The sequence below is a fragment of the Streptosporangium sp. NPDC006007 genome, assembly GCF_040614315.1.
GTDB lineage: Bacteria > Actinomycetota > Actinomycetes > Streptosporangiales > Streptosporangiaceae > Streptosporangium.
In genome coordinates, this window is the sequence record NZ_JBEXUG010000023.1 from 23,508 (window position 1) to 36,866 (window position 13,359).

Annotated in this window: 14 protein-coding genes and 1 tRNA gene; 2 read left to right on the forward strand and 13 right to left on the reverse strand. The window is 70.6% G+C overall.

What is annotated here, in order from left to right; all coding sequences use genetic code 11:
- Nucleotides 1–44: 44 nt before the first annotated feature.
- The 9 genes from ABZ194_RS18840 to ABZ194_RS18880 form a co-directional block, all read right to left on the reverse strand.
- Nucleotides 45–818 (reverse strand): SDR family oxidoreductase, encoded by a 774-nt coding sequence (locus ABZ194_RS18840; protein WP_355597847.1) that lies wholly within the window; start codon nt 816–818, stop codon nt 45–47.
- A 47-nt stretch (nt 819–865) separates the two neighbouring features.
- Nucleotides 866–1,204, reverse strand: a complete 339-nt coding sequence (locus ABZ194_RS18845; RefSeq protein WP_355597849.1) for an STAS domain-containing protein — start codon at nt 1,202–1,204, stop codon at nt 866–868.
- Nucleotides 1,205–1,693: 489 nt separating this feature from the next.
- On the reverse strand, nt 1,694–2,443 hold the full coding sequence (locus ABZ194_RS18850; RefSeq protein ID WP_355597851.1) for an ABC transporter ATP-binding protein: 750 nt from the start codon (nt 2,441–2,443) through the stop codon (nt 1,694–1,696).
- Complete coding sequence (cbiQ, locus tag ABZ194_RS18855; protein ID WP_355597853.1) at nt 2,440–3,207, reverse strand: cobalt ECF transporter T component CbiQ; 768 nt, start codon at nt 3,205–3,207, stop codon at nt 2,440–2,442. The genes ABZ194_RS18850 and cbiQ overlap by 4 nt, the downstream gene beginning before the upstream one ends.
- On the reverse strand, nt 3,207–4,322 hold the full coding sequence (locus tag ABZ194_RS18860) for an energy-coupling factor ABC transporter permease (protein ID WP_355597855.1): 1,116 nt from the start codon (nt 4,320–4,322) through the stop codon (nt 3,207–3,209). Before ABZ194_RS18860 ends, cbiQ begins: the two co-directional genes overlap by 1 nt.
- A gap of 68 nt (nt 4,323–4,390) precedes the next feature.
- Nucleotides 4,391–6,460 carry a glycosyltransferase family 2 protein gene (locus ABZ194_RS18865; protein ID WP_355597858.1) on the reverse strand — a complete coding sequence of 690 codons (2,070 nt, stop codon included), beginning with the start codon at nt 6,458–6,460 and terminating at the stop codon, nt 4,391–4,393.
- Between the two features lie 107 nt (nt 6,461–6,567).
- Entirely contained in the window at nt 6,568–7,413 is an 846-nt protein-coding gene (locus ABZ194_RS18870; RefSeq protein WP_355597860.1) for a hypothetical protein, read from the reverse strand.
- Nucleotides 7,414–7,592: 179 nt separating this feature from the next.
- Complete coding sequence (locus ABZ194_RS18875) at nt 7,593–8,126, reverse strand: hypothetical protein (protein ID WP_355597862.1); 534 nt, start codon at nt 8,124–8,126, stop codon at nt 7,593–7,595.
- A gap of 144 nt (nt 8,127–8,270) precedes the next feature.
- A complete protein-coding gene (locus tag ABZ194_RS18880) occupies nt 8,271–8,825 on the reverse strand; it encodes a flavoprotein (RefSeq protein WP_355597864.1) in 555 nt (184 codons plus the stop codon).
- 350 nt (nt 8,826–9,175) lie between these two features.
- Between ABZ194_RS18880 and ABZ194_RS18885 the strand changes: the two genes are divergently transcribed.
- Together ABZ194_RS18885 and ABZ194_RS18890 are read left to right on the forward strand one after the other, a co-directional pair.
- The gene (locus ABZ194_RS18885; protein WP_355597866.1) at nt 9,176–9,799 is read left to right on the forward strand and encodes a hypothetical protein; all 624 of its coding nucleotides are present in this window, start codon (nt 9,176–9,178) and stop codon (nt 9,797–9,799) included.
- A 110-nt stretch (nt 9,800–9,909) separates the two neighbouring features.
- Entirely contained in the window at nt 9,910–10,242 is a 333-nt protein-coding gene (locus ABZ194_RS18890; protein WP_355597868.1) for a YnfA family protein, read from the forward strand.
- A 48-nt stretch (nt 10,243–10,290) separates the two neighbouring features.
- Here the strand turns inward: ABZ194_RS18890 and ABZ194_RS18895 are convergent, their stop codons facing one another.
- The 4 genes from ABZ194_RS18895 to cysS all read right to left on the reverse strand — a co-directional run bounded on the left by ABZ194_RS18895 (nt 10,291) and on the right by cysS (nt 13,132).
- Complete coding sequence (locus ABZ194_RS18895; RefSeq protein ID WP_355597992.1) at nt 10,291–10,533, reverse strand: DNA-processing protein DprA; 243 nt, start codon at nt 10,531–10,533, stop codon at nt 10,291–10,293.
- A gap of 65 nt (nt 10,534–10,598) precedes the next feature.
- Nucleotides 10,599–10,671, reverse strand: a tRNA-Thr gene (locus ABZ194_RS18900).
- A gap of 62 nt (nt 10,672–10,733) precedes the next feature.
- Nucleotides 10,734–11,711 carry a 23S rRNA (guanosine(2251)-2'-O)-methyltransferase RlmB gene (gene rlmB, locus ABZ194_RS18905; protein ID WP_355597870.1) on the reverse strand — a complete coding sequence of 326 codons (978 nt, stop codon included), beginning with the start codon at nt 11,709–11,711 and terminating at the stop codon, nt 10,734–10,736.
- A gap of 23 nt (nt 11,712–11,734) precedes the next feature.
- Entirely contained in the window at nt 11,735–13,132 is a 1,398-nt protein-coding gene (cysS, locus tag ABZ194_RS18910) for a cysteine--tRNA ligase (protein ID WP_355597872.1), read from the reverse strand.
- Nucleotides 13,133–13,359: the final 227 nt, after the last annotated feature.

Below are 13,359 nucleotides of genomic sequence, written 5' to 3' on the forward strand. Positions count from 1 at the left end.
TTCCTCCTTCTCGCTCCCTCCCGCCCCTCGGGGGAGGCTCCTCGCTACTTGGGCTGGAAGCGGATGCCGCCGTCGAAACGGACGACCTCGCCGTTCATGTAGTCGTTCTCGATCAGCGAGCGGACCAGGTGCGCGAACTCGTCGGGGCGCCCCATCCGCTTGGGGAAGACCACCGGGGCCACGAGCCTGGCCTTGAACTCCTCGGCGTCGGCCGCGAAACCGTAGATCGGGGTGTCGATGATGCCGGGGCAGACCGTGTTGACGCGGACGCCGACGGCGGCCAGGTCCCGCGCGGCCGGGAGGGTCATGCCGACGATGCCGCCCTTGGAGGCCGAGTAGGCGACCTGCCCTGTCTGGCCCTCCAGCGCGGCCACGGAGGCGGTGTTGACGATCACGCCGCGCTGGCCGTCCGCGTCGACCGGCTCGGTCCTCGCGATGGCGGCGGCGCCGATGCGCATGAGGTTGAACGTGCCGATCAGGTTGACCTCGATGACCTTGCGGTAGGTCGCCAGGTCGTGGGGGGAGCCGTCGCGGTTGACCGTACGGCCGGCCCAGCCGATGCCGGCGCTGCTCACCACGGCGCGCAGCGGCCTGCCGGTCGCCACGGCCGCGTCCACCGCCGCCTGCACCTGCTGCTCGTCGGAGACGTCGGTCTTGACGAAGGTCGCGCCGATTTCGTCGGCGAGTGCCTTGCCGCGCTCCTCGTTGAGGTCGGCGACGACCACGGCCGCACCGTGCGCGGCGAGATCGCGGGCCGTGGCCTCACCGAGGCCGCTGGCACCGCCCGAGATGACTGCTGCTGCTCCGTTCAGATCCATGAGCGGACTTTAACCCGGAGACCGAATGAAGTTCTCCTCAGGGTGGATTAAATCTCGCCGACCGCGCTGCCCACGTCGGGATAGACCTTTATCCGCCGGTCGAGCCCCGTGGTACGCAGGATCCGGGCCACCGGGGCCTGCGGCGCCGCCAGGCAGACCCCTCCCCCCTCCCCCGTGGCCAGCCGCCACGCCTCGATGAGCACGGACAGGCCGCTGGAGTCCATGAACGACAGGGCGGTCAGATCCAGGACCAGTCTGGCGCCGTCGAGTTTGATGGCGTCCCGGACCTCGTCTCGCAGGAAGGGCGCGGTGAACAGATCGAGCTCGCCCTCGACGGCCACCACCACGGCATCACCGACTGCGCGACGAGCCAGCCGTAGCTTCATCAAATCTCCTTGAGCGTGGAGACCTCCGCCTTCGGGCGGGGGAGGAAACGCGGCGCGGCGCCGGGCGGTTCGGTAGGATATCCGGTGGTGCGGGCGGCCAAGTCTCCGGACGCGTTGGTCGTGGTGTCCTCGTCGCGAGGCGGGCGGAGCGGTGAAGCGCCTCCGGGGCCTGTGGAACCGGGGTAAGACCTCAACGAGAGACTCTCCTCTCTGACGGGCGACTGGCGGTGAGACAGGAACCCTCACGGGTGACCATGAGAATCCCCCTCGTTCACGAAGGAGAGGATGTCAACAGTCCTCCCCGCCCATGAGGCAGACCCAACTTTACTTCGCCGTCACCTTATGCGAGGTCGCGCGACTCCACGATCCGTCCTCCGCCGCCGACGGATCTGCCGCCCTCATCATCCCCCGCGCCTGAAAGATCATACATAGCATGAATAAGGGATCATATAAACCTTCACATCGGCGTGTCGTGACATACGTCCGATTTCAGGATGGGTGGCCTGGGCGAGGGGGCGCGAAGCCGTACGGCAGCTCCAGCCGGTGGGCGGCGAGCAGCTCGGCGTCGGAGAGGATCTCCCCGGTCGGCCCGTCCGCGGCGATCGTCCCGCCGGAGAGGATGAGCGCGCGGTCGCACAGCTCCAGCGCGTACGGCAGGTCGTGGGTGACCATGAGCACGGTCACGTCGAGGCTCCGGAGGACGTCGGCCAGCTCCCGGCGGGAGGCGGGGTCCAGGTTCGACGACGGCTCGTCCAGCACCAGGATCTCCGGCTCCATGGCCAGCACGGTGGCCACCGCCACCCGGCGGCGCTGACCGAAGGACAGGTGGTGCGGCGGCCGGTCGATCGTCTCCAGCATGCCCACCCGCTCCAGCGCGCCCTTGACCCGGCGCTCCAGCTCCTCTCCCCCGATCCCGAGGTTGGCCGGGCCGAAGGCCACGTCCTCCCGGACCGTGGGCATGAAGAGCTGATCGTCGGGGTCCTGGAAAACGAGCCCCACCCGCCTGCGGATCTCCCTCAGCGAGCCCTTGGAGACCGGCAGCCCGGCCACGGTCACCGTGCCGTGCCCGGCGGTCAGGATGCCGTTGAGATGCATGACCAGCGTGGTCTTGCCCGCGCCGTTCGGCCCGAGCAGCGCGACCCGCTCCCCACGCCCGATCTCGAAGTCCACGCCGAACAGCGCCTGCGTGCCGTCCGGATAGGCGTACGCCAGACGGCTCACCTCAAGCGACGGTGTCACAACGCCAACCCCCAGGTCCCCAGCAGCGCCACGAGCGCCGCACCGGGCAACATACCCGCGACGAGCCATTGCCGCGCGGACGCCGACAGGTCCTGGATGATCGGCATCGAGCCGCTGTAGCCTCGGCTGAGCATGGCCAGGTGCACCCGCTCACCCCGCTCGTAGGACCGGATGAAGAGCGCTCCGGCCGACCTGGCGACCACCGGGATGTGGCGCACGTCCCTGGCCGTGAAGCCCCGCGACTCCCTGGCCACCCGCATCCGGCGCATCTCGTCGACGATCACGTCCAGGTAGCGGAGCATGAACATCGCGATCTGCACCAGCAGCGGCGGCAGCCGGAGCCGCTGCGCGCCCAGCAGCATCAGCCGGGGCTCGGTGGTGGACGCCAGCAGCACACTGGCGACCACCCCCAAAGTGGCCTTGGCCAGGATGTTCCAGGCCGACCAGAGCCCCTCGGCGCTGAGCGACAGGCCCAGAAGGGAGACCCGCTCGCCGAACCCGATGAACGGCAGCGCCACCGCGAACACCACGAACGGGATCTCGATCACCATGCGGCGCAGCACGGAGAGCGCGGGGACCCGGGCGGCCACCGCCACCGCCGCCAGCAGCAGCGCGTAGAGCCCGAAGGCCCAGAACCACTCGCGCGGCGTGGCCACCACCACCAGTGCGAAGGCCGCCACCGCCGCCAGCTTGCACTGGGGCGGCAGCCGGTGGACAAGGGTGTCGCCCGCCCGGTAGATCTGGTGGTGGTGACCCGCGCCCACTACGCGGAGACCTCGTCCTCGGAGGCGTGCCTCCCGGCGAGACGGCGGACCGCGAAGAACAGCGCGGCGCCGACCACCAGGGTCACCACGACGCCGATCAGGCCCGCCACGCCGACCGGGATGCCGCCCACCTCGCCGTAGTCGGCGAGCGGCTGCCCTGCCAGGGCGTGGTCGGTGGCGTGGCCGATGAAGCCCTTGTCCTCCGCGACCCGCTCCAGGCCGTCGGGCGATGAGGAGGCGTAGAAGCTGACGGCCCCCGCCAGCAGCGCCGCCACCGCGATGCCGACCGGCAGGAACCAGCCGAGGCGGCGCGACCCGGCCTGCGCCCGCACTCGCGCCCCGGCCCCGGCCCCGGCCCCGGCCTCAACCTCGGCCGAGTTCCGGGCCGAAGTCCGCTGGGCCGGGGTACCGGCCGGGGCCTGCCGGACGACCGTGGCGTCGCCGTCGGCGCCGCGCAGCACCAGCGGAGCGGCCAGGCCGCGCGCGCCGTACACCAGGTCGGGCCGGACCGCCAGGACGGTGCTGACGGTGACCGCGGTGATCAGGCCCTCGCCGACGCCGATCAGCACGTGCACCCCGCCCATGGCGGCGGCCACCGTGCCGACCTCGATGGGCGCGGTGCCCCCGACCCAGAAGAGCAGGGTGAAGGCCAGCGCCGCGGCGGGCACCGAGACCAGGGCCGCGACGAACGAGGCCGCCACCACAACACCCCTGCTCCGCGTGCTCCGGGTGATCAGGCGGAAGACCGTCCAGCCGACCACGACGGCGACGATCCCCATGAGCGTGATGTTCACCCCCAGCGCGGTCAGGCCGCCGTCGGCGAAGAAGAAGCCCTGGACGAGCAGGACCACGGCCATGCAGAGCACAGCCGTATACGGCCCGACGAGTATCGCGGCGAGCGTGCCGCCGAGGAGGTGGCCGCTCGTGCCCGCGGCGACCGGGAAGTTGAGCATCTGCACGGCGAAGATGAAGGCGGCCACCAACCCGGCCATGGGCGCGGTCCGGTCGTCGAGCTCGCGGCGGGCGCCGCGCAGACAGACCGCGACACCGGCCGCCGCGACGGCGCCGGCCGAAATCGACACGGCTACATTGAAAAAGCCATCGGGTACGTGCACGACAAGCCTCCGAATTGCGGAATCGTTCCCACTTTAGGCCATGAGCTTGTAGTTGCAAGGGAGTGGCATTAGCGGAGCATCCGGCGGATCAGCGCCCAGGGGGTGTAGGTCCTGACCACCGTGCTGAGCCGCCCCTTCCCCGCCGTGGCGTAGGGCCTGACGCTCCGCAGGATCGGCCCCCGCCACCAGGTGCGCGGCGGCGCAATCGTCTCCGCGGCGGCGTCGATCCGGAAGCGCGCGGGCGGCCCCCCCAGATCCAGCTCCAGGTAGGCGTCCCACGTCCCCGGCCCCAGCCGGCCCAGCGCCTGCCGGGAGGCGAACGCGCCACCGGCCCCGGCCTCGACCGGCTCGCGCCGCTCCCGCCCCGACCACCGCTCCCGCCACACCAAATGCCGTACGGCGTGCGCCTGCGGCACGGCCGAGCCCACGCTGACCTCGCCGGCGAGCATCAGCCGGTGCCCCATCGCCCAGCGCGTCCGGGTCAGCCGCGCGCTGCCGGGCACGCTCACCACGTGCCCGCCGACGTCGAGGCTGAGGTTGCCGTGCGGCCGGGTGAAGTACGGCAGCGCGACGACACCGTCGATCACGCGGGGCGCCGGCGGGGCGATCCGCCCGTCACGGCCGGCGCCGAGCCGGGCGACACGGGTGATGCCCTCACACTCGACGTTGAGGTGGACGTCCCACACACCCGAGGGCAGCCCCGCGACGTCGACGAGACCGGTGAACCCTCCGGCGTCGCCGGTGACGGGGACCACGAGCTCGGCCGCCTCCACCGCCCCGCCCCACCCCGCCCCGCCGTACGGCTCGGCACCGCCTGAGGACCGGGAGGTGTCCGAGCGTTCGGCGCCGCCCGGCCTGCGCCGCAGCACGAGGGCCAGACCGCCCACCACCAGCTCGGGACGGTCACGCTGCTCCAGCACACTCAGCGCGACCGTCCCGGAGACGGTCAGCCGGCCCTCCCGCCCCCACCGCACTCCGGTGAGCTCCCTGCGGATGACGGCCGACTCGATGTGCGCCAGCCGTACCAGGCGGTCGATGTCCTGAAGCGCGGTGATCCGGCTCCGGTCGATGGGGCCGAGCCGCTCGCGGACCCCGTCGGTCAGCCAGCGCTCGCACATGTCGGTCACCTCGGCCACGATCTCCTTGCGCTGGACCTCCTCCGCCTCCAGAAAGGGCCTGCCGAGGCTGCCGAAGGCGTCCAGCCGGAAATGGCGCCGGAGCAGGTGGTCACGGAGGGCGCCCGGCCGTACGTGACCGACCATCAGCTCGACCACCTGCTTGATCATCCGCAGCCAGAAGACCGGGTCGCGGCTGCCCGGCCGCTGCATGATGCTGCTGCCGTCGGGCCGGGCGACCAGGTGGTAGCAGTCGTAGTCGGCGACCACCGAGATCACCGCGGCGTGGCAGTAGGCGTGGGCGGTGAAGAAGACGTCCTCCCCCACCAGCAGCGCCTCGTCGAAGCGGATGACGTGCCGCTCCAGCATCTCCCGGCGGAACAGCTTGAAACAGCTCAGGCTGTTGTAGACCGCGCTGTCGCCGAGCGCCACCCGGTCGGCGCTCTGCCGGAACATCGAGACCGGCGCCCTGCGATCGTGCCCGACGACCTTTCCCAGGACGATGTCGGAGCCGTTGCGCTCCGCCATCGCGAGCATCCGCTCCAGCGCCTCGGGGCCGAGATAGTCGTCCGCGTCGCAGAAGAACACGTATCTGCCGCGGGCGTGCGCGAGTCCCACGTTGCGGGGGCGGCCGGCGCCGCCGGAGTGGGGCTGGCGGACGACCCGGATGACCCCTCGGTGGTAGGAGGCGTAGAGGTCGAGGAGTTCGGCGCCGCCGTCCGTGGAGCCGTCGTCCACCACGACGATCTCCTTGCTGACCCGCTGGATCAGCAGCGAGGTCAGGCACCTGTCCAGATAGGGACGGCAGTTGTGGACGGGAACGACGACGCTGACGTCGATGTCGGCCCGGCCCGCCTCCTCCCTCGTCGCCTCGTCCTCCCGGACGCCCCCTCGCGTGATCTCCCGGACGCCCCGGCCCCCGGCCCTTCCACCCCGCTCGGCCACGGTCCCCCCGGCCGGCGCGGCTCCCCCGGCCGGCCCTGTGGCCTCGCCACCCTGCCCCGTGCGGACTCGTTGAAGCATCGTCCCCGTCACCGCCGTGCCCCTCGTCGGTCACTCAACGCTTATGTAGCGTTTCAGTATGTGACGAAGAGCGGCCCGTGCGTGGCCGAACGCCGTATCCGGCCCGGCTACGCCTCGCCGCCCGGCCGGAGGTCGCTCTCGCCGTCGCCGCGCAGCCCCCGGGCCGCGTCGAGCACGTGCGCGCGGTAGCGCCGCCGTGCCAGCCGTACGAGGTGGTGGAGCACCAGCGCCAAGCCGATCATCAGCGCGAACAGGTGCAGGGGGAAGATGACCACGGTCGCGCTCCGGCTGGACGGCCCATCCGGCCCCGGGATCGACACCCTCGGATGGCAGACGCACATCAGGGGCGGATCCGTCCACCGGACGGCGACGTTCCGGCTGGTCCCGCGGAGCACGGTGAAGTCGGGGAACGGGACCTTTCGCCCGTCGACCTCGACGCTCAGGCCGTCCCGGCCGAAGAAGTCACGGTGTACGGTGCCCACGTTGTCGACGGTGACCCCGAAGTCCACGGGGCCGCTCATCACGAAGCCGGGAGAGCTCAGGTCTCCAAGGCGCAGGGAGGTGTCGATCGGCCCCGGAACGGTGATGTAGATCGGCGCCCCGATAGCCCGGTTGATCTTGATGTTCTCGCCGGCGGCGCGGGGGCCGGGCGGCGCCACGAAGAGAACCGCGACCTCGTGCTCGCCGTTGCCCCGATTCGCCGGAGGGTCGATCCGTACCGCGACCGGCCGCCTCTCGCCGGGGATCAGATGGAATTTCGCCGGACTGACCTCGACCCACTCGGCCGCCGAGTGGGGGGCGTCCTCGTCGAGGACCATTCTCCCGTCCTCGCTCACGGTGAAACTCGCCCGGTTCACCACGACGTCGACCGGCAGCCGCCCCCCGTTCTGGACCTGGAACGTCTGAACACGGCCGAGTTCCTCCGGCCCCACGATGAGCCGCGTCGGGCTCACCGTCAGAGAGAAGTCAGGCGCGGGACCCACGCCTGACGCCCCCGACGCTCCTGGACCCACCGCCGACACCACGCCACCCGCCATCAGAAGCGCGACGAACGTGCGCTGAAGCCTTCCGGCCACTACGCGGCCCTCCCGTGCGGTCGTTGGACGAGTGATCTACGAAAGACGAGCGGGTGTCACAGAGTGGTCGCGATGTAGTTGATCGTTTCTCTGTAGATGTCCGGGCGGACGGCGGGAATGGTGATCCGATAGTCGTGGTTGATGACGTCGCCGTCGGCGGCCGACGCCGACGTCTTGCGCACCACCTCCACCGGGGTGGTGAGCGACAGGGGGGTGAACGCGCCCGCCTGCGCGGGACCGCTGACCTCCAGCAGGGTCATCGGGATGGTGTCGGTGTTTCCCGCGGTGTCGCCGGTGAGTGCCGGGGCGGCCGGCTGGACGGTGACGGCGTACCCGGTGAAGCTGTTGGTCGTCACCCTCATCGTGACGGGGCTGGGGGTCGTCACCGTGGCTCCCGGGGCGCCGGTCAGGGTGAACGAGGGGCTCAGGTCGCTCAACGTGATCGCCAGATTCACCTGGACGTTCGCCGTCGTGCTTCCGGTGTCCGTGTCCGCCCGCGCCGGCCCCGTCCGCCCGGAGAGACCGCCGACCGTGGCCCCCGCCACCAGTAGGCCCACCAGCAGCGGTCTGATTCTGGAAACTGTCGCCATAGGATTTCCCCCAAGATCTTTTTCACTGATAGTAGCTATTCGACTACGTTGAGTGCAAGCTCCGTGGAGGTCGTGTTCTTGCCCCGCTGGGCGACTTATAGGTTTATGTTGTCAATTGCGCTGCATATGAGCGGACAATTTCCGTCACTCGCCGTCGGCCGCGAGCCTCGCCTCGACCTCGATGAGCGCGCGCCGCCACGGATAGACGTCAGAGCGGTCGTCTCCGGAACCGAGCTGATGCGGGCCTGACTCCTCCGGACGGGGAAGAACACACACGTTCTCGGCCCGGAGCGTCTCGACACTGCGGCGGAACGGGACCCTGGAGGCGAGGGCGTCGTTGACGAAGGGCACCACGACCACGGGGATGCCCAGCCCCGGGGCTTCGGCCAGCAGCCCGAGGGCGTAGGTGTCGGCGACGCCGCGGGCGAACTTGTTGACGGTGTTGTAGGTGGCCGGGGCGACGATGATCGCGTCGGCACGCGGGGGCTTGGGCTCATCCGGCGCGCGGTGGCGACTGCGCACCGGGCGGCCGGTCCGCGCCTCCAGGGCCGGGACGTCGACGAAGGCGAGGGCCGACGGGGTCGCGACGATCTGGACGGTCCACCCACCCTCCTGGGCCGGCCCGACCAGGCGACCGACATCACCGGCGGCACCCGCCGCGCACACGACGATGTAGAGCACACCTCTGAACCGCGTCATCGACGTTCCTCCACCGGGAGCCGGGGTTCCGCCACGGGGCGCGGGGGCTCTTCCCCCGAGGCGCCGGAACCGCTCCACGAGACCTTGGAGGGGACCCGGGCCATGCCATGAGGCGTCGAACTCCCCCATAGAGCTTCTACCACGGAGCTTCTATCACGGAGCTTCTCCACCGCGAGGACGGGACATCGGCACCGTTGTGGAGAGCCGGAGGGCGGGAACGCGCTCACCGGCGCGGCCTCCGTCATCACGAGATCACGGCGCAGCCCGGGAGCCCCCCACCGGGAACGTTTAGCTCAGCATGATCACACCATGGGTTTGTCCGGTGCCCAATGCAGTGAAAAACCTCCGGTATGACTGGCAATCGAGGCCCCGGGGCACCCGGGCTCACCTCTGCCCTGGCGCTCATGGTCGTGTGCGGACTGCTCGCGGCCCCCCGTACCTCCGCCACGGTCGACTCCTCGAAACCGCGGATCGGCTCCTCGAAACCGCGACCGGCCTCGAACGCGTCTCCGCGTTTCAGGCAAAGATCACGACCCACCTCGACCACACCCCTCCGCTTCCGGCTGGAGGCGGCGGAGAACTCAAGCGAGGCCGTCCACGACGGCCGCAGGATCCGTGGGCGGTTCACCGTCAAGGTGAACGTGCAGAACCTGAACGACAGGCCCGTGACGATCTCCGGAATAGGCCGGAACGGGCCGGGGCTGAGACTCCTGTCCCCCCTCAGGCGCCCGCCCCGGACGCTCCAGCCGGAGCAGACGTCGGGTTTCGAGCTGAAATACCGGGTCACCGGATGCGGGGCCGTCCCCGTGGGGGACTGGCCGATTCCCATCCGCGTGAAGGCGAACGGCGGCGAGAGGACCGCCTACGCCCCCCTGACGATGACCGCCGTCAACCCGGTGAACGACGAAGGCGAAGGGGAGTCCGACGGCCAGCCCTGGCAGACCGTTCTGACCGCCCAGGTCTGCGACCTCTGACAGCCGCACCGCCCGCAAGGACGGTGATTCCGGCCACCCCGCCCCCCCGGCGGGTCTGCCGGCCGTCCACCACGTCGGCCGGTCGGGGACGGTCCCCTAAAGTCACAGCCGTGACCGTCGCGCGCTCCCTCCTGCTGTTCCTGCCGGCCGCCCTCGCCGAGATCGGCGGGGCCTGGCTGGTGTGGCAGGGGGTGAGAGAACACCGCGGGCCGCTCTGGGCCGGAGCCGGATTCGTCGCCCTGGGCCTGTACGGGCTCGTGGCCACCCTGCAACCGGACGCCGACTTCGGCCGTGTCCTCGCCGCTTACGGCGGGGTGTTCGTCGCGGGCTCACTCGTGTGGGGCATGGCCGTGGACGGGTTCCAGCCCGACCGCTGGGACGTCATCGGAGCCACCGTCTGCCTACTCGGCGTACTCGTCATCATGTACGCCCCCCGCGGTTGACCAGAGCGGGGGGCGACACCTGCGAGGACGGCGAGAGCCCGCAGTCCCTCAGGTGACCGTGCAGTGGATGTCCCAGCGCGCCCATACGGCGATCCGGGCCGCGATCCGCGCCGCGGTGTGCGCCGCGGTGTCGACGCCTCGGGCGAGACCGGACACGATGGTGACCTGACGTTCGGTGAGCAGGCCGGACATCCGGCGTGCCCGGCGCAGCCCGTCCTCGCTCGCCTGGCGGGCGCCGACGACGGCCACGCTGCGCGGGTCCGCGTCGCGCAGCTCGCCTCGGACGAACAGGAACGCCGGAACGACAAAGGCCCAAGTTCAGGGGTCACGCCCCCGAACTGGGCCTTTGCTGTACGAGCCGACGAGGGGAATCGAACCCCTGACCTACAGTTTACAAGACTGTCGCTCTGCCGATTGAGCTACGTCGGCACGGTCGCCTGATGAGTGTAGTCCGCTTACACCTCAGGCGTCACCGATGGGAGCGCAGAACGCTAGCGGCGGCGGTGGCGGGCCACCTCGTACAGGGCGATGCCCGCGGCGACGCCCGCGTTGAGCGACTCGGCCGCGGCGTTCATCGGAATGCGGACGACCAGGTCACAGGAGTCACGGACCAGGCGGGACAGGCCCTTGCCCTCCGAGCCTACGACGACGACCAGCGGGCCGTCGAGGAGGTTGGCGTCCTCAAGGTCGACCGTTCCCTCTCCGTCCAGGCCGATCACGAACAGGCCGGCCTCACGGTAGTCGCGCAGGGTCGCGGTCAGGTTGACGGCGCGGGCGACGGTGAGGGTGGCCAGCGTGCCGGCGGAGGTCTTCCAGGCGCCGCCCGTCACCCCGGCCGAACGACGGGAGGGGACGAGCAGGCCGTGGGCGCCGAAGGCCGTGGCGGAACGGGCGATGGCACCGAGATTTCGCGGGTCGGTGACGCTGTCGAGGGCGACGATCAGCGGCACCTCGGCCGCGTCCTGGGCGAGGCGGATCAGGTCCTCGGGGTGGGCGTACTCGTACGCCGGGATCTGCAGGGCGACGCCCTGGTGGATCGCCCCCTCGGTGACGCGGTCCAGCTTCTCCCTGCCGACCTCCAGCATCGCGATGCCACGGCCGGCCGCGATCCGGACGGCCTCCTTGACCCGGTCGTCGTTGTCGATGCGCAGGGCCACGTACAGCGTGTTGGCCGGCACGCCGGCGCGGAGCGCCTCCAGCACGGGGTTGCGTCCGCCGATGTACTCGGGGGCGTCCTCGCTCCGCCTGCCGCGGGGCGCGGGCCGCGCGGAGGACGCGGAGGAGGGCCGGCCGCCCTTCTCCTCCCGCTCGATCCGCTCGGCGCGGGACTTGTCCTTGTGCCAGTGGCGCATGTGCGCCGGGGGGGTCGCCCCCTTGCCCTCCAGACCACGGCGGATGTTGCCGCCCGTGCCCTTGGTCGGACTCTTCTTCTTCGCGGGTCGCCCGGACCCTCTACCGCCACCAGCCATGCTGTCTAGGGTACGGCCTGCTTTTACCGCGAAAGTTCCCAACGGGGTCCCTGGGCGGTGTCCTCCACCAGGATCCCGGCCTCGGCGAGCCGGTCGCGGATGCCGTCGGCCGCCGCGAAGTCCTTACGGGCCCGTGCCGCCTGGCGCTGCTCCAGAGCCACGCGGACCAGCGTGTCCACGGTCGAGTGCAGCTCGGATCCGCCGCCGGAGGAGCGCCACTGCTCCGAGCGCGGGTCCAGGCCGAGCACGTCGAGCATGTTCTGCGTCTCGGCCAGCAACCTGGCGACCTGTTCCTTGTTGCCCTGGGCCAGCGCGACGTTGCCCTCCCGGACCACCTCGTGCACCACGGCGAGCGCCTGGGGGGTGCCCAGGTCGTCGTCGAGCGCGTCGGCGAACGCCTGGGGCAGCGGCGCGTGCGCGTCCACGTCGTGGATCACCTCGGCCGCCCTGGTGACGAAGCCCTCGATGCGCTGGTACGCCGAGGCCGCCTCGAAGAGCGCCTCCTCGGAGTACTCGATCGCCGAGCGGTAGTGCGGGGCCGCCAGGTAGTAGCGGAGCTCGACCGGCCGGACCTTCTTGGTCACCTCGGGGACGAGCAGGGAGTTGCCGAGCGACTTGCTCATCTTCTCCGCGCCGATCTTGAGCATGCCGTTGTGCATCCAGTAGCGCGCGAAGCCGTCCCCGGCCGCCTGCGACTGGGTCAGCTCGTTCTCGTGGTGCGGGAAGATCAGGTCGACGCCGCCGCCGTGGATGTCGAAGGTCGGCCCGAGATACTTCGTCGCCATGGCGGAGCACTCCAGGTGCCAGCCGGGACGGCCACGGCCCCACGGGGTCGGCCAGGTCGGCTCCCCGGGCTTCTCGCCCTTCCAGAGCGCGAAGTCGCGCGGGTCGCGCTTGGCCGAGTCGTTCTCGGTGTCACCGGCGCCGCGGAGGTTCTCCAGCCTCTGGTTGGAGAGCGAGCCGTACCGGTCGGCGTAGGACATCACGTCGAAGTAGACGTCCCCGCCGGAGGCGTAGGCGTGGCCGGCCGCGATCAGCCGCTCCATCAGCTCGATCATCTCGGGCACGTGGCCGGTGGCCCGGGGCTCCACGGTCGGCGGAAGGCAGCCGAGCACCTGGTAGGCCCAGGTGAAGGCGCGCTGGTTACGCTCGGCGACGACGAACCACGGCACACCCTCGGCCGCCGCGACCTGAATGATCTTGTCGTCGATGTCGGTGACGTTCCGGCAGAAGGTCACCTGGTAACCCGAGCGGACCATCCACCGGCGGAGCACGTCGAAGTTGACGCCGGAGCGAACGTGGCCGATGTGCGGGGGAGCCTGCACGGTGGCACCACACAGGTAGATCGACGCCCGGCCGGATTCGACCGGAACGAATTCACGGACCGTACGTACGCTGGTGTCGTATAGGTGCAGGCTCACGGAGGCAAGGCTAACGCCTTACATCCCCTCACAAGCCTGGTTACGAGACGTTGAGGCTGCCCAGTAGCACTTTTTATAACAACGACCGCGAATACCGTCTGTGCCCATTCGAGGATCACCCTCGCGGGTGGCCCCGCTCGGGGACCGACCCGCACGATCGCCCTCCGTGCCCGCGGGTCAGCCGTCTCTCCTCCTCGTGCCACACGAGTCCGCCGATCACGCCAGGT